Here is a 20,329-nt window from a genome sequence, read left to right on the forward strand (position 1 = left end):
CTTCGTAATCTTGCCCTGAAGGGAAGCAGATTACAACGAAGAATGGCTCGTTATGGTGGCACCCGATCATGGATTTAATCGCCAGAAAGATAATGGTTCTGTTGACTGTGCGCATGGTTCACAAGATATCGATGCAAAAAAAATCTGGATTGCTTCTAACCAAAGTGAGCAATTGAATAAACAGTTTACCCGCCCATTGCAACAAGTCGGCGACCGAGATAAAGACGGTATCTACCGTTACCCAGCACAAACCGATGTCGCGCCAACCTTAATGACCTGGCACAATATCACTATGTTGCCGGAGTGGGAGGTTGAAGGTACACCACTTATCGGAAACATCGGGGTTAGAGGGCTGTTTACCGAATATGAGCAAGACTCGAATACCGTAAAAATCCTGTTTACCCCATCCAATAATCTTCCTGTTCAAATATTGGTGAAGGGCGAAGAAATCGCACTACTCGATGATCTTACGGCCGATGAGCTGTATACCTTTGAATACACACCGAGTCATCTTGAACCTGGTAACCATCAAATTGCCTACACCTTAGTTAATAACGCCATTCCTAAAACGACCACCACCAGCATCACTATTATCGACGACTCAGATTTTGATGAACTTCCATTTTCATCAATTGAAGCTCTGTATAGCTTCAACGGTGAACTCACGGAAAATAGCATCACTGGCGGGCATAATTTAGAGAAAACGGGCGATCCAAGCCTATCAAGTGTGACAGGAAAATTTGACACGGCACTTTATCATATTCGCAATTTCAACAATGACTTACTGTTTGATGATTCGATAACAAACACGGATAAGTTTACGATTTCTTTGTGGTTTGCTGGCGATGGAACATCCTATGACCCTGCTATCTTAACCAATAAAAAATGGTCGTCTTCTGCCGACGGCATGATTTTAGCGCAGCTCAATGATAGCTTGAAACTACAAGTTGGAATGGACGGCGAAGGAAGTTGTTGTTTTGTGCAACTCCCCTATGTTCCTACCACAAGCACCGACAACATCCAATGGAACTTACTGGTGCTGAGTGTCGATAAAACCGCGCCATGGACGAATGGTGATGGGTTCGGCGTTATGACAATGGGGGTTTATGGCACAGATGAAAAACTGCAGTACGGAAGTGTCGACTTAACAGGCGACAGAAACAACACCATTCACACTGGCCTACAGTGGTTAATCAATAATGACCATGCACAGTCGCACAATAATGGGCATGCTGCACTTATCGACGAACTGGTCATATGGACCGACACCACGTTCTCTCCTGGTGACGTCGTCGCTCTAGGGTCATCTGAGCTATCCGTCATAGAGAAAATTAAAACACCTAGCTCCCTTGCTTTACCCCAATCTCATCGACTGTCTGATATCGACTACCTAGGTGAAAACCCGAACCTGTCAGAAGCAGACAAGCTGACTGAAGCATTTTGGCAACGCCGCCGTCAAATGGAAGAATTACGCGCTGTACTAAGCCTATAAGATAACATCTCGCACCGCACTCTGCAGTTGGAGTGCGGTGCGTTATTGGTGCACTTTATACCGAACCAAGTAAAGAACTAGAACCATTTCACAAGCTCAGCAGATAATTGATTTACTCAACAAAAATCATCCGTTATGTTGGTAAAACTATGACGTTGTAATGGATGTGAAAGACATGGAAAAAATCACCGCATTATCTCGAATTCTGTTTGCGATCGCCTTGGTTGCACTCGCAGCTTCGATATACACATTTACCCAAGAAGCGAGACAACTTCGCACTGAGCTACCCGCTCTTCTTGCCCAAGTCGATACCACCGCCCAACGTATCACCCCTGTCGTGGAACAAATCAATCAACTTCAAGCCATTGTGCCGTCAATTTTGGCACAAAGCGCCGAATACCAGCGGTTAATTCCTGAAGTATTAACCCGTGTTGATGACATTAATCAGCAACTACCCATCATTATTAAAGAAGTTGAACAAGTCCGTGGTGCAATTCCACCAATTTTGGCACAAAGCCAGTCATGGAATGAATCGTTGCCGAGTATCCTAAAACAAGTGGACAAAACGAACACAACCGTTCGTCAAACAAATCAACAAATCGGTAAAGTAAACCAACAAATCCCAGATATTTTAGGTGAAAGTGCCGCGCTCAGAAAAGAAGTACCCGTGATCATCACTCAAGCTGAAGAATTAGTTTCTCAAGCTGAGCAAGCCGGGCGAGATGCCAGTAAAGGGGCGGTATCTGGTGTTATTGGCGGCATACTTAACTCTCCTTTCCAGTTAGTCGATAGAATTACCGATGTTTCTTCTGAAACCTTAGGGCTTAAACAAGACCAAAGCTATACCGATGAGGACCGCGAAAAACACAAAGTCGCGCTCACACAACTGATGAAAGCCCCAAAAAAAGGACGAACGACAACCTGGTCTAACTCACGATCGGGTAATAATGGTGAAGTGACGATTCAGTCCGTCACACAAAATAACAATACGTCTTGTTATAGCGTGTTAAGCCGCCTTAATATCGCAAGCGGACCAGACAAAGGGACGCACAATGTGGTCACTGAAAAATGCCTTGAGAATTAGACCTAAATGACAGAAGGAATGTAGGCGATGACGGTCTATTATGTGCTAGATAAACACGTCGATGAGGCGTTAGATAAGCAGCTTATCACGTTGCTAGGGACCTGTTTCACTAAGCCCAGTGATGTACGGTTTAAAACACAACGTTATTTCAACGAAATGCCCACCCACCGCTGGTACATCAAAGATGAGGAGGGTAACCGTGTTGTTGCCCATCTCGCCGTTCACGAAAAGAGTGTCTTCGTAAACCAAGAAGCGATTGCTATTTCTGGTGTAGCAGAAGTATGTGTGCATCCTGATTATCGATCACGTGGTTATGTCAAAACCATGCTTGACCATTCCCATCAGGCTATGCAGAAAAAAGGGATGCAATATTCCGTGCTTTTTGGCCGCGATGAGGTGTATTCATCAGGTGGCTATACCCGTGTTACCAATTTATTTCTAATGGATAAATCAAGGTTAACTCCAGGAACCAGCCTATCAGCAATGGTTCGTTCTTTGCGCCCTGATGCACGCCAGTGGCCAATTCAACGCGTTGAATTAACTGGATTAACTTTCTAGCACGGCTGATATTGTGTTGTGCGGCTAAAATGCACCGCGGAGGACGTCGCACTTTAACCAATTCATGGGGTATTAATCAACCGTGGCGGCACTCATCAGCGGTGACGACCCTATAGGCCGACAAAAAAGCTAATGACAAGTGCGTTGATTAAATCGACAAAAAAACCACAGACAAGCGGCACGACAATGAACGCTTGAGGACTCGCGCCATAACGGTTAGTGACGGCGGTCATATTGACGATCGCAGTGGCCGTTGAGCCAAGCGTAATGCCTCCAAAGCCGGAGCTCACCACAACAGAATCGTAATTTCTCCCCATAGCGTAATAGACAACCAACACAGTAAACAGCAGAGAAATTAAGATTTGAATTGTCATGATGACAGAAATATAACCGAATAAGCCGTCTAAGTCCCAAATACGCAAACCCATAAGCGCCATCGTCAAAAACATGCCCAAACAAATATCAGAAATCATCGCTAACCCTTTACGACCTTGCGCGATTTTCTCTTGCGTCCTGCGTTTTTTAAACAAAGCTCGACCAATGTTTCCAACTAATATACCGGAGATCAAACAGCTGACAAACATCGGTAACTTCAGTCCCAAAGCGTCGATGACTTCACTCAAGCTGTAACCTAACATTAAGGTTACGTTGAGTATCAACCACGCCCACAGCACCCCATAATGACTCAACTCACTTCGTGTTTCGTGTTCTTGGAAAGCACCAACGGTGACATCTTGTTCATTAGAGGGCTTAATTTTGTGTTTACTGAGCAAGTAGTTTGCAATCGGTCCACCGATGACACACGCTGCGATTAGACCCACCGTATTAGAGGCTACGCCAAGCTCCAGTGCATTAGTGATACCAAACTCTTCGACAAAGGTTGGCGCCCACGCAAGTGTGGTCCCTACACCACCAATAAGACTGACCGAGCCCGATAATAATCCCGCTTTTGCATCCAAACCAAAGCCAGAAGCAACCGCCATTCCGACCACGTTTTGCAACACAATAAAACTGGCGGCAAGCGCGAGCAGAATGAACAACGGACGCCCACCATTCATCAAGGTTTTGAAGTCGGCTTGAAGCCCAATGCCAGCAAAAAAATACAGCAGTAAAAAATCTCTCACGTCGAGGCTAAACGTAATTTGAATGTCAAAAAGATAGTAAAGCGCTGCAACACTCGCGGCACAAACAAAGCCACCAATAACAGGTTCGGGTAACGAGTACTTTCTCAATATTTCAGAGCGTTCAATCAAGCCCTTACCAACAAACAACAAAGAGATCGCGATGGTAAAAGAAAGTAGGGGAGGAACGAGAGTTTCTGTCATATTACAAAAAATTCCTGATATAAGTTATGAACATAAAATGTGAGCAGTTGTTAAGTTCGTCAACATTAGTGTAGAAGCAAACCGCAAACTATCCATAAGATGAACGCCTGTCTTGGTCATTTTGCGCCAATCGTACTTTTTCTTTCAAATACTTTTCTTTTTTAACAGCGGGCAACAAAACAAGCATCACATTGCCAATACGACGCTTGAGTGTATTGGCAATGCGATAAACTGAGGGATAGGAGGACCATTTGGTAGAAGAAAAGGGACTTTGGAGTAGTGAACTCATAGGTGTGTAACTATGATGAAAAGCTCGATAACGAGATCAATATTTTTTCCAACTCCCTACAAAGCCATTACCCATGTTTGAAGATACTACGGAGTGCCCGGCACATTTCTCATCATTGAGGCGATAATGTCTTCCATTTCATCGCGCTGACTTGGGTCACCTATCCGTTGCTCAGTGGGTCCTTGTGCCAGTACACGCCAGCGAGGAAAATCACCGATAGGAGCAAACGCGGCGATATAAACACTGCCTTTTTCTCCCTTTTCACCTGGCTTGGCATCGACTTGAATACCCGTTGAAATTTGAGTACTTTCGAACACCTCGTCATCGGTCATTTTTGACTCTGTGGCAATACCAAACTCCATCCACATCTGAGGAGATTGTGAGGCCAATACTCTTACAAAGCCTTTTTTAGACAGCTCGTTATCGATAAGTTCTTGGATTACCGCGATGTACTCTCGAGCATCCACTTTAGAAGGGACATGCGCAACGGCAGCATCCGCTTTCCAAGAATAAGTATTAGGTTTGCTTGCTGGTAGAAACGAAAAATCACCCGTTGTCGCTATACCGTACGAGAAATTAGCCTGAGGTGGGGTGACCGTCGTACAACCCATTAGCAATAGACTAGTAATAGCGCTTAGTAGTAATGTTGACTTCATGCTGGTGCTCTTTATTTACCCAAATACACTCTTAATATTAATTCACGTTTCCAGAAGTGCCTAGTAAAAACAATGACTTTGCGAACCAACGTCGACTTATCGTTTGGTAGGCAGTGGTTTAATGAGCAGTAGGTTTAATGGGCATTAGGTTGATAGGCAGCGGGCCCATTAGCATATCGATTGACTCCGTCATGCTAATGCTAATGCTAATGCTAATGGCGTCTGATTACTGGTATACCGAGCGATAGGCAATGCCTTCTAATCGTTTACGGAGTGTTTGGGCATACCCTTGTTCACTCTCAAAGCGATTAAGCACAGCCGACAGATCAGCGCCTTCCCCATACATAGCTCTATTCAGCGATGCATTTAGCTTTAGTTGAAAGGTATCAATACTACCGCCAAAGTAGAGCCCTGTATTCTCAGAAACCATCATGGCAGAAATACCACTCGTGCCGCCAATCACTTTACCACTTATGCCAGAACCAACCGTTAAATCCGCCGTACCTCCGACTTTGATGGGACTGGCGACCAGATCATCAATAACGTCGTCTGATAAAATAACACCAATGCCGCCAATTTTTTGAGCGCCAACCAATAAGCCAAACATCGCACTATTAAACTCAACGAAAATTGGTTCACTCCATTGTTGACCATGCCGGGTCATGAGTATCCCCTCTCCCCATTGAGCGCCCAGTAAGAAACCAACCTGACCACCAGCAGGAAAAATAAGGATCGCTTTTGCTACACCCGTTAATCGCTTTACAGAATCCCAATGTTCAGTAGAGTCAAATTTATCGATTTTTTCTGCCGCATTTTCAATCATGCGAATAGCATCGTTCTTATCCGTTTTCAGCGTCATAGCAGAGGCCGAACTGGTTGTGTTTAAAGGCTCTGTGTGAGTAACAGCCGGTGTTTCTGCGAGTACGACAGAAGAGAAAAGCACAGACAATAAAAGCCAAGTAGCTTGAATGAAAGAGGTAGGAAATAGTCGCATTGATACACTCCATAAAGTTTGAGGTGTATCTTATCAAGAAAAGATGGCGCACGGGGCACCATCTATTGATGAATTAGATAGTTGGTTTTTTCATTACCAGGTGTCGAGCCTGATCACTGGGTTGGCTAATGATTAACGTCAATTGCCATACCGTGATAACCAGAGACAAGTAAAGAGGGCTACTTACGCGCAACTGCCATCAACACAGGACGCACGCCTTTACCAGTATCAATTTCAAAAGGAACGGAAACGGTGACACTTTCAAAACCAGCATTTAACAAGACAGTTTCTGCACGATGCGTCGTCATACCGTAGGCCGCATCATCACTCTCCACAGCCCAGTCCCATTGAATAAACAAGCCGTATTCATCAAGTAATGTATAGATAATATTTGCCGTTTCCTGCAGGTTATCTATGAATCCGCACACGGAAGACGCCACGACAAGATCAAACTGGTTTCTAAATGCGGGATGTTGCGCCACTAAACCACGAGTCAACAGATCAACGACGGGCTCTACGTTATTCAGTGCTTTTTTATCCAGCTCTTCAATCATAGATTCAGAGCCATCAAGCGCAATGATTTGCTTGGCGTGAGGCGACATTAACTGGCTCAATAGCCCTGTACCACAGCCAAAATCCAGCACCGTTTTACGGGTCAGTGAGGTAATGTCCGTCAGTTGTTCAAAACAAGATTGAGCAAAAATGGCCGTCGCTTCATCATGCTCCCATGTCGCTGCGTACTCATCCCAATCGTTTGACATAGTTCACTCCATAATTCATCAGTAACGCTTATAGAATAAGCACTGATTTTAATTCCTTAATAACTGGCCCTAGATTAAACCAGAATGCCCGTCAATTCCTAGTGTTATCTTCGTAATCTTTGTTGTGCGTGCTATGATTTTAACCTACCTTTGTTGCCATAATTTTATCATTGGATGACTATGAATTTTACTCAAATTGAAGCGTTTTGTGCGGTTGCAGAAACCGGCTCGGTTTCTGCTGCTGCCCGCCAAATTGACTGTAATCGCACCAAGCTAAGCATGGCCATCAAAGCATTAGAAAAAGATTTGGGCACCGAGTTATTTGTTCGCACCGGTAACAATGTCGCGTTGTCTGAAACAGGTAAGGCTATTTATAAAGACTGCGAAAACTTACTGATCACATCGGCTCGAATTCGTAAAACCTGCAGTCAGGTTTCAGGTGAGTTTGCTACTGAAGTGTGGATCGCCCATGACGACTCACTTCCAGACACGCTGTGGCAAGATATCACTGTTCAAGTCAATCAGAATTTTCCAGCCATTTCGTTTAATGTTGTGTTGGCGTCGTCCGGTGATCTATCGGCACTTGTCGAGAAGGGGCAAGTCGACTTTGCTTTTGGTGTGGATTATGAACGTATTGATGATCCGAGAATTGTTTACCAACCCTTAGGTAAGATTCGCATGATGTCCGTTTGTCGTTCCGACCACAAACTGTCCAAGCTTCCAAGAGTCTCTGACGAGGTACTTCGTAATTCTATGCAAGTATCGCTGGCCTACCTAAATGAAAAAGCAAACCCTGAATTGCTACCCTTTTCTCTGAAATACATCGGCTTTTCGAGCTTTGAATATATGCTCAGAACCATTATTTCCGAGGGAGCGTGGGGGGTGTTACCCGAGCCTCTTATTCGTCAGTATCTTAGAGAACAAGAGCTCTCTGTTATTAAACATACTTACGGACTCACACAAGAAGATTTTTGTATGTTTACCGCCGCAGGGATGTCGGAACACCCCGCGATGATTTGGACCGCAGACCAAATCAGTGACTATTTGTTCGCGTTCTAACCGTTTTTCATCGTCATACTCTCCATTAAATAGCATAGAAAATGCGGTGTGGCGCGCCCTCTCACCTCACTCTATTCCGATCTAGTTATCCCGAGATCAGCCTCAGCGCCAGAATGAATAATTCAGTTCATTAGTGCCCCTGCCCATATCTAATACATTTAATACATTTAATACATTTAATACATTTAATACATTTAATACATTTAATACCATTGCCGTACCCATCAGTGAGTGTCAATATTAATGACACCTGAAATTACAATCTATCCCATTGATTTAAAACAAAATAAAATTAAAACCGTTTAACCACCACTCCTTAATGTTTAACTATTGTTTGAAATGACATCACATAGAGCAAACAATGGACTTAGAAACTAAATAAGGTAAATGGTATGCGCCCGAACAACGGAAATAACGAAACTCGAACTTTGACAGTCTCAGCCCTTATTGCAACAGTATTTGCAGGTGGCGGACTAGCAGTAGGGATCGTTATGGGCTCTCTTGTCATTGCCTTTGATGGTGTCTATTCGTTAGTCAGCTTGCTGTTAACATTATTGTCACTGGCAGCAGCAAACCAATTAAAAAACAGCAACAGTGTGCTGTCATTGGTAGGTCGCAATCGTGTTGAAGCCATCGTTATCGCTATCAAGGCATCCGTAATCCTGCTTATTGTCTCGGTGTCCTTATACTCAGCGGTCTCTTCTCTGTTTTCGGGCGGCCGTCCTATCGACACCTCAATCGCAACCATATTTGGTGTGTTGAATGTCGTGGGTTGTGGTTACGCTTGGTGGTATATCGAGAAAAAAAACAAAGCCTTGTCTTCCAATTTAATCGATGCTGAGTCAAAGCAGTGGCAAATGGATACGATGTTGAGTGTCGCGGTCACGGCAGGTTTTATTGTGGCATGGTTTGTCGAACAAACTCCATGGTCAGGATACAGCGTGTACGCAGACCCAATGATGATGATCTTGATGTCCGCTTACTTTATCAAAGTACCTGCCGTCATGTTGAAAGAGGCATTCACCGACCTGGCTAAAGAAAAAGCCAAGCGTAAACATGCGCAGCAAAAGCAGAGCAGTACAACACGTTCTCGTAAGCGTATTGCAACCAGCAATGCCTAGTCGGTCACGTGTGGATGAGAGAGATGCTGGTAATGCTGTATTTCTCTTTTCAATCCTTTAAAGGTTTCAATGGCTCCGTCAATGGCCAGTTGATTCACCAACCAGTCAGGTAATGCACCACCGGGATCAGCAAAAGCTGTGTACATGATAAATACGTTGCCGTCCTCCAGCTTCGTTAACTCCCATCGAGACTTTACTTGAGTAATTCGCACAAAACCTTGCTGTTCAGCCAAATAATCAGATGCATCTTTGATCTCAAGTATCAAGCGATTGTCTTGCTGATAGTAACGTGAGTACGTCACCATATCTCGATCAAGTGCTGGCCATGGCGCTAGAAATGTCGTGTAAACAATATTCTCATTGGCCGATATCTGCGATAAGACTTTGGTCTGGTCAACATTGTGTAACCAATTAGGCACATGTTCTGTGTCTTCAAATAACCGCAGGAAAGCACTGAATGTTGTTGTGACATCGGCATGCACCCGTATCTCTACCAATCCGTCCTTGTGCTCTCGTTTATACAAGGTCACCGCATCTTGGTTATAACTCACCAACCACGGTTTTCGAGCCGCATTGACAGGCGGGACAAGCGAAAGGACGAGCGCCGTCGTTACAACCAAACGCAGGATAAAAGCGAACACGAACCACTCCTTGTGTATGATAACTCACTCTATTGGTTACCGTATTACGTTAGTCTACCACCCGACTTTTCGCGAGCTAGAGACATCAAGACTGAGTCTGGCTTTCTTGTGCTGGTTTATCTTTCGTTGCCCAATAACACAGCAACGATCCAATTGTCACCATCGTGACGCCTTGCCAAAACGAGGCACCCAACACCACCGAAAGATAAAATGACGAGAAAATAGTCGATAGCACTGGCGTAAAATACGAAAACGTCGCCAAAAGCATCATGTTGCCCCCTAGGATGGCATAATTCCATAGCGCGTAGCCTGCGCCCATCACAAGACCCGACACGATTAATATCATCACAGAAGACGTAGAAAACGTCATACCTTGCTCATTACTCAACGCATATTGGACCCATAGCGTGACGGCGGTTGCGATAAAAAACAACACAATCGCATTTTTTCCCTGGCTCATTACTGGCGTAATATTGCAGTAAATTGCCCAAATAAAAGCCGCTGTAAATGCCATGAAATACGTGGCTGGATTCGAGGCGATATTTTCAACAATACGCTCAAGTGACAGCCCCTCGTCACCCGAAATGCACCATACTACGCCTACAAACGCGAGTATCACGCTCGGGTACACCAAGACGTTGACTTTACGATAACTTCTGATGACCGCAAAGAGCACGGTCAAAGCAGGCCATAAATAGTTGATGACCGCCATCTCCATCGCTTGATGACGATCGTTTGCCATACCAAGAGACAACGCTAAGAAAATCTCATAGCAGACAAACAAGCTTCCCCCTATCAAGAGATATTTGAGAGAAAAATCTTTCAAACGAGGAAAGCCCATCACTAATACTAATGCTATCGCACTGACGCTATACATCATTGCAGCGCCGCCAATTGGACCAAATAACTCGGCAATATTTCGAGTTAACGCCAGCAAGCAACTCCACAATAAAATGGCTAGCACACCACACAACGTATATTTTTTTGTATTTGAAGCCACGCTCATCCACTCTAATATCTAAAAAGCCAACCTGAAAATAAACCGTTATAAGCCCTTACTATGCAACTTACCTAGCGTACAGTACCCTAGAAAAACTCTTGAGAAAAGAGTGTGTTAAAATCACAATCATCTCGTGATTTTTCGGGCATAAGTGTCTACACTCTTTAAAAAAAATCCGTCCTTAACTGTATTCAACACTTAAATCATGCACTTATTTTTATCTATTAAACACATCTTGTCCGTATTACTCATCCTTATGCTAACAGGGTGTGTATCATCGAGCATCGATCCGAGCCGTTACGATAAAACGGCGTCATACAACATCGTTAACGACCAAGCCACCAAACTGGATGATTATTTTCAAAGGCACGTCCCTTTGCATTCTTTTGATGAAGAGACCGGCTTTTACCCCTTAAATCGAGGTCACGATGCGCTGCTTGCTCGACTGGCAATGATTGAAACCGCTCAATCTAGCATTGATGTGCAGTACTATATTTTTCGAGACGATGAAGCGGGCAATCTCATCGCCTGGCGATTATTTGAAGCGGCAGAACGCGGAGTCCGAGTCAGGGTGCTGCTTGATGACATGCAAAAATATGATGACAATGACCTCGTTCGATTTAGCAGCCACCCCAACATAGAAGTTCGAATGTTCAACCCTCATCACTTAAGAACTGCACGTAGCCTTGCCATGATGAGTGATTTTGAACGCTTAAACCATCGCATGCACAATAAGTCATTTACGGTAGACGGTGTCACGAGCATTGTTGGAGGGCGTAATGTCGGTAACGAATATTTTTCTATTGAATCCCCTGTTGAGTTTTCCGACCTTGATTTGTTATTGGTTGGCAACACCGTCCGGCAGGTCGCTCGCCAATTCGATTTATATTGGAACAGCGATTACAGTATTCCCGTTGAATGGCTAACCGAAATAGACACCCATTACACCGATAACGATATTGATCGATGGGTGGACGAAATTGGGTTACGAGATAAATTTAACGGTGGTATTTACGACTTTTCTCAGTTGCCCATGTATGACGACATGATCAACGGCAAGCTTTCTCTTTACTGGGGAAAAGGCAAGCTTCTCTATGACTTACCCGACAAACCCGACAGCAAACAAAGCACCCTCATCGATAGCCTTGGGGCGGTGGTATTGGAAGGTAAAACATCGTTGGTCTTAATTTCTCCCTACTTTGTTCCAACCCAAAAAGGAACAGAAGAACTGGTGAAAGCCGCAAGCGATGGTCTTGAGGTCATCATTGTGACGAATTCATTAGCATCCAATGATGTGTTCGCAGTTCATGGCTGGTATGCCAAATACCGAGAAGCTCTGGTAAAAGGCGGTGTACAGCTATGGGAAGTCAAATCGTACGCTGAAATCAAGAAGAACTGGAGCCTAACGGGCAGCAGTCGCTCTAGCTTGCATACCAAAGCAATGATCATTGATAAAAAGAAACTGTTTGTCGGTTCAATGAATTGGGATCCTCGCTCAGCATACCTCAATACTGAAATGGGCGTTGTTATCGAACAACCTGAGTATGCACTCAAAGCTTACCACGATATCTTGAACGAGCTGCCAGACACGGCGTATCAAGTCGCCATAAAAGATGGCGATATCATTTGGATTGATCACGCGACGGGTGAGCAGCTCACCAGCGAGCCCGATGCCAGTCTGTGGCTACGCTTCGGTGCATGGTTTAGTGGCGTATTGCCAATTGAAAAGCAACTGTAGCGGCTCTTAATATCAACATTGCCGTCAATAAAAGAATGGATGAGGCCACGAAAGGATACAGGCGTAGCCTCATCTATAAAGCAGGGTATCTGGTCTATATCCTGCTCGAATTACGGATAAATCACTCTAAGAAAAAGCAGCTTGTAAACGCGCCACGGCTTCTTCAACGAGTGACCTTGGCATTGCTAGATTAAAACGAAGAAAAGACTCCCCTCCCGAGCCAAAACTCTCGCCGTGACTCGCGGCAATGTTGGCAACCGTTTGCACACGCTGTATCACATCTTGTGGCGACAACCCAGTTCCAGAGAAGTCTACCCAAGACAGATACGTGGCCTCTAGTTTCATTGACCTCACACCAGCAATAGCATGTACCCCCTCATCGAATATCCTACGATTTTCATCCAGATAGGTCAGCAGCGCATCAAGCCAAGGTTCACCATGTTCGTAGGCAGAAATGGCCATCAACATACCAATTCTATTCGGTCCAATACCCGCGGCGTTCAACACGGTTTGATATTGATTTCGAAGCGTTTTATTAGGAATGATAGCAGCGCCTGTCAGCGCTGAGGCAATGTTGAATGTCTTGGTCGTTGCCGCCAAAATTACCATGTTGTCGATCGCCTCAGGCGCGGCTAAAGGCGCGGCCGTATGCTTCGAGCCTGCGTATACCAAATCATGATGGATTTCATCCACCACCAACACTAAGCTATGTTGTTGACAAAACGTCGCTAATGCTTGGATCTCTTGTCTTGTCCAAACGCGCCCGCCTGGATTATGCGGTGAGCACATCACGACCATTTTTTCATCGCCAGTGAGTTGCCGCTCTAACGCATCTAAATCCATATGGTATTGACCATCACGCTGAACCAGTTCACTTTCCACCACGCGGCGGCCATTGGCCTTAATCACCCGAGAAAATGCATGATATACCGGCGTAAACAAGATCACGCCATCGTTAGGCTCACTATACGCTTGCACACAAAGTGCGGTTCCTTGTACCAAACCAGCACACGTTACCACCCACTCAGGTTCAACAGTCCATTGATGACGACGTTGCATCCAACCCGTCACGGCCTGTTGATACTGTTTATCATCACCATAATAGCCATTTACGCCGTTTTGGGCGGCGGCGAGCAATGCCTCATTGACTTGCGGTGGGGCCTTAAAGTCCATATCTGCCACCCACATGGGTAAGCCATTATCAGCGGACACCCCAAAAATCGACTCCATTTCATCCCATTTCGCGGAGTGGGTGCCGACACGCTCTATCACTTCATCAAAATCAAACGTCATCCCTTACCTCTAATCGTCGTATGTTCTACCTAACCAATGGCGATACCAACATTTTTAATCGCTATTCCAGTGTAAGGCAAACCCAGTAACATTTGATGGCCTGAACCTGATCTATCCTTTGTCATTAACAACACCATCAACTGGTATTTTGCTCTTTAGGCGAATAATATTAGGCGGTGAACCGCATTGAATATTCCGGGTGCCCAGTGTGCTCATCTTCTTGCTCGCTGACTACAATAAATCCCTGAGATAAATAAAACTGAACACTGGCGTTATTGGCCTTATAAACGTTCAATGTCAGTGGCAAACCTTGTTGTTTTGCGTGGTTTATTAACTGCTTTCCTATACCTTGACCCTGTTTTTCTGGCGCGACGAAAATAGCCGCTAATGTATCTTCATACAGTGCATAAAAACCAACGACTTCATCCGCCCATTCATACACATACACTATTGAAACCGGCAAATAAGTATCACGCATAGCATCGACTTGAGATATCCAGAACTCAGGTGGAACAAAATCATGCGCTTTGATGGACGCTTGTAGCCAAATCGCTAGTACAGTGTCGCAATCATTATTGTCATAAGGTCTAATCATTGGTGTTCTCAATTACTATCTATACGTTGCAAGTGAGCGCCCATTATGTACTTATTTCCGAAAGGTTTATTGAAGATTTACGACAAAATGATCACGGCTCTTTACACGACGAACAAAGCACTCGTCTCTGTGTTTTATCTATCATTTTTATCATTAAGACTGTCATCGACTCATTCCCGTTCACCCGTTAAGCTCCCATAACCCCTAATGGACGTTTTCCATCACATGCCCCTTTTTCCAAATCATATAACGGGCTACTGCCATGATTACTCCAACGATGATCTTCCCTCGCTAACTTTCGATACTGCGTTGGCGTCACGCCAATATAAGTTTGAAATGTCTCATAAAACCGGCTACTAGAGTTAAACCCTACCGTCAGTGAAACATCCAGTATGGTTCGATCTGTATCGCTGAGCAGCGCGCGAGATGCAATACATTATGGATATCAAAGATGAGCCGCATGAGCGACCAACGCAAGGCACCAATGGTGACTACCCTGAAATTTCGTTTACCTTTATCTCGAATACCATTGAAGGCTTGATGGGGATTAAGCCCGATGCGGGAAACAATAAAATAATAACAGCATCGCACTTAACCGGTGATATTGATTGGTTGGAAGTGACACAACTCCCTGTAGGTACGCATGAGGTAACCGTTCGCCACGATGGTGTCAATCAAACAACATTCACCAATGATTCAACATTACCATTGCTTTGGGAGGCGTGGTTCTATGGTGACTACGCATCGTTAATCGTAGATGGTCAGTCGGTCACCGCTACGAAAAAATTGATCAACGGGCAAACCGTCAGCTTTGTCCAAATTTCGGTTTCGAGCGAAGAGACACGGGTCGTACAAAAGTAAAAGTGTTAATACCCCCTACAAGCCCAATATGTGAGTATTGGGCTTTAGCAACCAATCACCATGATTACCTCGCCTATTGAGCCTAGTTGATGATCACCTGACTTCAGTTAAAACCCTAAGCCCCTATATCGATACTGTAAAACTATATCGATACCGTGAAACTATCAATCCTGTGAAACTATGCCAGCGCGACTATCAACCCAGCTAGTACAAGCGACACACCAACGCCACGTGTGTAAAACCATCGTTCTTTTAGGAACCAGATACCCATCACAACGCCAAATATAATGCTCACCTGCCGTAAGGCCACCACATAACTCACGTTATCAACCATCGTCATCGCAAACAAAACCATTCCGTAAGTCAGTGCCATCATAATTCCAGCAATGGCGGAACGGTGGCGATGCTGCCAAGTCAACCTTAGCTCATGGCGTTGTTTGGTAATAAGTATCCAACTGATCAGAACCAATGCAATGGCAGCAAATTGGATCCCTAAGTAAAAAATCGCAATCTGATGCTGTGATAGCCCTGTTGTTTCGTGTTGTAACCAGCTTAAGGCTTGTTTATCAACGATAGAGTAAATGGTGGTGCCGACAGCAGCAATACAAGCCCAAAAGACTCCAACATTCGCATACGAGCTGAGCCTAAGGTCTCGGAAGTGCCGCATCGGTATAATCATGCATCCAATAGTCAGTACCGCGAAGCCAAGCCAAGCATTGACACTGAGCGTCTGCCCGATCGCTACGGTTCCAAGTCCGACCATCAGTACTGGTAATGCTCGTGCAATGGGATACATCACACCAATGTCCCCAAGACTGTATGCCTTAAGAAGACCAACCAGATAAATGACCTGGCCAATCGCGCTTAGCAATAGCAGCCCACAAAAATGCATTGAGATATTTTCAAACCCAATGACGGTAAGGCACCATATCAAATAAGGAGAGAGTAAAACCAGTGGGGCCAATGCTGCCCCTAACGTAAACGAATACCCAGAGCCGCCATTGGATTTTCCGAGCACATTCCAGCCTGCGTGCAGTAGCGCCGAGCCGATCACCAGAATCATTGCGTAAAGAGCCACTTGAATCCCTTAAAAGAAAAAGCGGATGATAGAAACATCCGCTATTAAGCGCTTGGTATTTAGCACATCCGATATTACTGTCGGCATGAACATTAAAGCATTTGCATCGAACGAATGACTGGCAAGCCAATATTAACGAGTAAGCTGAGCGACAGACTCAATACTTATCGCATCATGACGCCAATATTCAATATCACAATCTATCAACTCACCGTGTTGGTTATAGTTGATTCTTTCGACCATCATGGCAGGTGTTCCTGAGGTTGCTCGCAATGCTTGTGCCATTTCTCCTAATAGTGAAGTCGTGCTCACGCGATACTTCACTTTGCTATATTCAACCCCATATTTTTCTCGATATATATCTGTTAAGGACTGCGATAAATCATGCTCTAGCAGGTTGGGAAATTGCTCTGTGCGAATGTAATTCGTCACAAACACCACGGGCCTATCTTCTAAGTAGCGAACTCGATCCACACGAAAAATGTCGGAGAAAGGAGGAAGTACCAGCAGCTCGGCCGCTTTCTTCGTCGCCATCATCGCTTTAGCCGACACTAAGCTCGTCTTTGGGCTACGGCCTTGGCTCTGTGCCATATTAGTGAAATTAAGCGTTTGGGTTGGATCGTATTTCAATGGCTCTGGAGAGATAAACCAACCTCGACGATCTTCTCTAAAGATTCGCCCCTCAGCTTCAAGCAACGATAACGCTTCACGTAACGTAACCCTTGTCGTATCAAACGACTCTGCAAGCTTTCTTTCCGCTGGCAGTTTTTGTCTAGGCGTTAACATACCCGACTCTATTTGCTCAACCAGCGCATCTTTTATTTTTACGTATTGCACTTAGTATCCTTAATTCTTATAGACGACATATCGCTTATCGGTGTTTAACAGCACAACCATCATTATCGAGCTCGCCATGCTTGGGTCTTCCCTTCGAGCAACTTACCCACCAGCATATGTAGGAGTTTCGCGGCCGCAGCGGAAAGCATAATCATCACCGCCATGGCAGCTGCCGAGCCTGTCTGACCGGCATCATCCATATTCAAAACCGATACGGACGCAGGAATCGTTTGAGTTGAATACAAGAATACTACTGCGGAAGTCGTTGTTAAAGCATTGATAAATAAATATATGGCGATATCTAATACCGCTGGTAGACAACACGGTAACGTCACTTTAAAAAACAACTTATATTGCGGCAACTTAACGGAAGCGGCCGTTGCTTCAATTTCGCTTGGTAGTTGCTTTAGTGCGGTCAACGCCGTCATATGTCCTACCGTATAATAGTGAACGACCGTGTTGATGACCAAGAACGCCATCGTGCCATAAAGCACTCCGAGCGGATTATTCGCGTCATTAAAATAGAAAATATAGCCTAAACCAAGCACCAAACCCGGTACAGCCATTGGAATAACACTCATCATTTGCATCAACTGACGCAACGGAGCAAAGGCGCGCCCCTTCTCAATACCGTAAGCACCGAGAAAAATCACCACTGAACCGACTATCGCCGTCCATAAACCCAGCTTTAACGAATTGAAATAAGGCGTCCATCCATAGGTGCTCATTTCAGCGAAGTTATAGTTATTAAGCGTCAACGTTTTGTTCCATGGCCAGAACGTGACCAGTGACCCATATACCGCCATTCCCAGCACAGTAATCACCGCAAAAGAAATCACAACACAGTAAATCAAACTGATGTTATCACGTAGTTTATTGGGTTCTGGTTGATACGGCACGGAACGTGAATCAAGCATACTCTTTTGCTTTTTTTGCACCCAACGATCCACAGCAAAAGCCAATATTGCGGGTAATAACAGTAAAATACTCGTCACCGCGCCCATAGAGAAGTTTTGTTGTCCAACCACTTGCTTGAAGATATCCGTGGCTAGTACATTGTAGCTTCCACCGATCACTTTAGGGACGCCGAAATCACACACTACCAGTGTGAACACCACAATTAACGTACTGATCAATCCATACTTTGCGGCAGGCAGTGTCACCATAAAAAAGGTTTTGATTGGAGACGTATTCAGCGCTCTCGCGGCTTCGTAAAGGCGAGCATCTGAGGTGCGTAAAGACGTTGTCAATATCATCAATGCATGGGGAAAGGTCCAAAAAATCAAACCCAAAGAAATACCTATCACGCCATATACTGAGTGACCTTGCAATAGATCCTTAGCAACACCTTGGTTGCCAAACAAATAGATCAAACTGATCGCAGGCAGCAACGAAGGAGCAAGAATAGGTGCCGAGCCCATAAAACGAAATAGCCCTTTAAATGGCATACACGTTCGGGTCAAAGCGTAAGCATAGCCAAAAGCAAGCACCCCAACGACGAGGGTGACAATCAATCCCACCGTAAACGTATTCGTTAACGAGATCCACAGGCTATCTGTGGCAAAATAGGTAGAAAAGTTATCAATACCGACAAACTCGCCATCGCTATTTTGAACACTTTTCTTCATCATCGCCCACAACGGCATAATGATAAACAGCAGCATTGAAACAAAGATAAATGACAACAAACCCAAAAGAATCCAATTGTCTTTACTCATTTTTGCGCTCATTTCCGCCGCGCGTCTTTTCATCGTATCGCCGATAGAGAGCGTCGAAGTTGCGTACATGTCGATCCCCTATGCCGCTTGACTAGAAGCGTGACTAACAGCACTACCGCCAGATATCGACTTAAATACGTGGCTCTCAGGTAAATACCCACGCAAACCAGTCGCACCAAACTCAATATAACGAATATCGTTACGGCGTAAATTAAAGCGCTTCACTTCTTTTACAGGAACATCAATATAAAGGGGCGTGGCCAATGGCGCATTTTGCATGGCAACTTCAACTCGGTAAAACGCACCTTGGAACTCTTTAGCCAAGATCCGCACCGGAATAGCATTGCTCGCACGCTCAACAAATTGAATGTTCTCTGGGCGAACAGCCAACTCAAAGATGTCACCTTGGCTTAGCGTCATATTCTCAAGATCTGGAAGGGGTAACATCGACTCAGCCACCCGCAATGATTGGCTAGACGCCACTGAGGCCTCAATGAAGTTCATACTGCCAACAAAATCGGCGACAAAACGTGTGGCCGGTGCTTCATAGATGTCTTGCGGCGTCCCTACTTGCTCTATCACGCCGTGATTCATGACAACAATACGATCGGCCATCGACAAGGCTTCTTCTTGGTCGTGCGTCACCATGATAGTGGTGATGCCTAAGCGGCGTTGCATCTGGCAAATTTCATCGCGAAGGTGAGTACGCACTTTCGCATCAAGCGCAGATAGTGGTTCATCGAGAAGTAACAACCCTGGAGACAGCGCCAGTGCACGAGCAAGCGCTACTCGCTGTTGCTGACCACCAGACAGTTGGTTGGGAAACTTATTACCAGAGGTAGGCAGTCCAATCATCTCTAACCAGTGTTCGACTTTTTCTAACGCTTCTTTGTTTGATAAGCCTTGGTTTTTTAGTCCTACGGCGATATTTTCTTGCACCGTAAGGTTTGGAAATAACGCATAAGATTGAAAGACAATGCCAAAGTCACGTTTCTCAGGCGGGAGAAATGTCGTCTCCTTATCGTCTTGGCAAATACGTCCAGAGGTAGGAAGATCCAGACCCGCAATCGCACGTAGTAACGTCGTTTTGCCACAGCCAGATGGCCCAAGAAAACACACGAATTCACCACGACTAATCGATAATGAGATCTCTTTTAATGCCGTAAACTGGCCAAATTGTTTTACAACGTTTTGAATATCTAGATAGGGTTTGGATACTGTCATCACTT

The 20,329-nt window shown here is 44.9% G+C and carries 18 protein-coding genes and 3 pseudogenes; 8 read left to right on the forward strand and 13 right to left on the reverse strand.

The window, feature by feature from the left end; translation table 11 throughout:
- The first annotated feature begins 52 nt into the window (after positions 1 to 52).
- From AB4405_RS14675 to AB4405_RS14685, 3 genes are all read left to right on the forward strand, one after another.
- Positions 53 to 1,492, forward strand: a complete 1,440-nt coding sequence (locus tag AB4405_RS14675; protein ID WP_372061523.1) for a hypothetical protein — start codon at positions 53 to 55, stop codon at positions 1,490 to 1,492.
- A 175-nt stretch (positions 1,493 to 1,667) separates the two neighbouring features.
- Entirely contained in the window at positions 1,668 to 2,576 is a 909-nt protein-coding gene (locus tag AB4405_RS14680; RefSeq protein WP_372061524.1) for a hypothetical protein, read from the forward strand.
- Between the two features lie 27 nt (positions 2,577 to 2,603).
- Entirely contained in the window at positions 2,604 to 3,134 is a 531-nt protein-coding gene (locus AB4405_RS14685; RefSeq protein ID WP_372061525.1) for a GNAT family N-acetyltransferase, read from the forward strand.
- Positions 3,135 to 3,244: 110 nt separating this feature from the next.
- Here AB4405_RS14685 and gltS read toward each other — a convergent pair whose 3' ends face one another.
- From gltS to AB4405_RS14700, 3 genes are all read right to left on the reverse strand, one after another.
- A complete protein-coding gene (gene gltS, locus AB4405_RS14690; RefSeq protein ID WP_372061526.1) occupies positions 3,245 to 4,459 on the reverse strand; it encodes a sodium/glutamate symporter in 1,215 nt (404 codons plus the stop codon).
- A 375-nt stretch (positions 4,460 to 4,834) separates the two neighbouring features.
- Entirely contained in the window at positions 4,835 to 5,404 is a 570-nt protein-coding gene (locus tag AB4405_RS14695) for a hypothetical protein (RefSeq protein WP_372061527.1), read from the reverse strand.
- 226 nt (positions 5,405 to 5,630) lie between these two features.
- Positions 5,631 to 6,398: a lipid-binding SYLF domain-containing protein gene (locus AB4405_RS14700; RefSeq protein WP_372061528.1), complete on the reverse strand. Its 768-nt coding sequence runs from the start codon at positions 6,396 to 6,398 to the stop codon at positions 5,631 to 5,633.
- 231 nt (positions 6,399 to 6,629) lie between these two features.
- On the opposite strand from AB4405_RS14700, the gene AB4405_RS14705 reads away from it, so the two are divergent.
- Complete coding sequence (locus AB4405_RS14705; protein WP_372061581.1) at positions 6,630 to 6,713, forward strand: hypothetical protein; 84 nt, start codon at positions 6,630 to 6,632, stop codon at positions 6,711 to 6,713.
- 23 nt (positions 6,714 to 6,736) lie between these two features.
- Here the strand turns inward: AB4405_RS14705 and AB4405_RS14710 are convergent.
- A pseudogene (locus AB4405_RS14710) lies at positions 6,737 to 7,159 on the reverse strand (class I SAM-dependent DNA methyltransferase); the annotation flags it as partial.
- A gap of 180 nt (positions 7,160 to 7,339) precedes the next feature.
- Between AB4405_RS14710 and AB4405_RS14715 the strand changes: the two are divergent.
- Both AB4405_RS14715 and AB4405_RS14720 read left to right on the forward strand, forming a co-directional pair.
- Complete coding sequence (locus AB4405_RS14715) at positions 7,340 to 8,218, forward strand: LysR family transcriptional regulator (RefSeq protein ID WP_372061529.1); 879 nt, start codon at positions 7,340 to 7,342, stop codon at positions 8,216 to 8,218.
- Positions 8,219 to 8,610: 392 nt separating this feature from the next.
- Entirely contained in the window at positions 8,611 to 9,339 is a 729-nt protein-coding gene (locus tag AB4405_RS14720; RefSeq protein ID WP_372061530.1) for a cation transporter, read from the forward strand.
- On the opposite strand, the gene AB4405_RS14725 is transcribed toward AB4405_RS14720, so the two are convergent.
- The gene (locus AB4405_RS14725) at positions 9,336 to 9,980 is read right to left on the reverse strand and encodes an START domain-containing protein (protein WP_157933692.1); all 645 of its coding nucleotides are present in this window, start codon (positions 9,978 to 9,980) and stop codon (positions 9,336 to 9,338) included. The genes AB4405_RS14720 and AB4405_RS14725 overlap by 4 nt on opposite strands.
- An 85-nt stretch (positions 9,981 to 10,065) precedes the next feature.
- The gene (yddG, locus tag AB4405_RS14730) at positions 10,066 to 10,980 is read right to left on the reverse strand and encodes an aromatic amino acid DMT transporter YddG (protein ID WP_372061531.1); all 915 of its coding nucleotides are present in this window, start codon (positions 10,978 to 10,980) and stop codon (positions 10,066 to 10,068) included.
- Positions 10,981 to 11,185: 205 nt separating this feature from the next.
- On the opposite strand from yddG, the gene AB4405_RS14735 reads away from it, so the two are divergent.
- Positions 11,186 to 12,718, forward strand: a complete 1,533-nt coding sequence (locus AB4405_RS14735) for a phospholipase D family protein (RefSeq protein WP_372061532.1) — start codon at positions 11,186 to 11,188, stop codon at positions 12,716 to 12,718.
- 126 nt (positions 12,719 to 12,844) lie between these two features.
- On the opposite strand, the gene AB4405_RS14740 is transcribed toward AB4405_RS14735, so the two are convergent.
- The 3 genes and pseudogenes from AB4405_RS14740 to AB4405_RS14750 all read right to left on the reverse strand — a co-directional run.
- Complete coding sequence (locus tag AB4405_RS14740; protein WP_372061534.1) at positions 12,845 to 14,011, reverse strand: MalY/PatB family protein; 1,167 nt, start codon at positions 14,009 to 14,011, stop codon at positions 12,845 to 12,847.
- A 169-nt stretch (positions 14,012 to 14,180) separates the two neighbouring features.
- Positions 14,181 to 14,606, reverse strand: coding sequence for a GNAT family N-acetyltransferase (locus tag AB4405_RS14745; protein ID WP_372061535.1), 426 nt, complete (start codon positions 14,604 to 14,606; stop codon positions 14,181 to 14,183).
- A gap of 187 nt (positions 14,607 to 14,793) precedes the next feature.
- Positions 14,794 to 15,033, reverse strand: a pseudogene (locus AB4405_RS14750) (AraC family transcriptional regulator); the annotation flags it as partial.
- On the opposite strand from AB4405_RS14750, the pseudogene AB4405_RS14755 reads away from it, so the two are divergent.
- Positions 15,033 to 15,467, forward strand: a pseudogene (locus AB4405_RS14755) (hypothetical protein); the annotation flags it as partial. The pseudogenes AB4405_RS14750 and AB4405_RS14755 overlap by 1 nt on opposite strands.
- Before the next feature lie 178 nt (positions 15,468 to 15,645).
- Here the strand turns inward: AB4405_RS14755 and AB4405_RS14760 are convergent.
- The 4 genes from AB4405_RS14760 to AB4405_RS14775 all read right to left on the reverse strand — a co-directional run bounded on the left by AB4405_RS14760 (position 15,646) and on the right by AB4405_RS14775 (position 20,324).
- Positions 15,646 to 16,545, reverse strand: coding sequence for a multidrug transporter (locus AB4405_RS14760; protein WP_372061537.1), 900 nt, complete (start codon positions 16,543 to 16,545; stop codon positions 15,646 to 15,648).
- A 132-nt stretch (positions 16,546 to 16,677) separates the two neighbouring features.
- Positions 16,678 to 17,382 carry a phosphonate utilization transcriptional regulator PhnR gene (gene phnR / locus AB4405_RS14765; RefSeq protein WP_372061538.1) on the reverse strand — a complete coding sequence of 235 codons (705 nt, stop codon included), beginning with the start codon at positions 17,380 to 17,382 and terminating at the stop codon, positions 16,678 to 16,680.
- 62 nt (positions 17,383 to 17,444) lie between these two features.
- The gene (locus tag AB4405_RS14770) at positions 17,445 to 19,133 is read right to left on the reverse strand and encodes a putative 2-aminoethylphosphonate ABC transporter permease subunit (protein WP_372061583.1); all 1,689 of its coding nucleotides are present in this window, start codon (positions 19,131 to 19,133) and stop codon (positions 17,445 to 17,447) included.
- A 45-nt stretch (positions 19,134 to 19,178) separates the two neighbouring features.
- Positions 19,179 to 20,324: a putative 2-aminoethylphosphonate ABC transporter ATP-binding protein gene (locus AB4405_RS14775; protein ID WP_372061540.1), complete on the reverse strand. Its 1,146-nt coding sequence runs from the start codon at positions 20,322 to 20,324 to the stop codon at positions 19,179 to 19,181.
- Positions 20,325 to 20,329 lie beyond the last annotated feature (5 nt).

The organism is Vibrio sp. 10N.261.51.F12, assembly GCF_041471725.1.
Classification (GTDB): Bacteria; Pseudomonadota; Gammaproteobacteria; order Enterobacterales; family Vibrionaceae; genus Vibrio.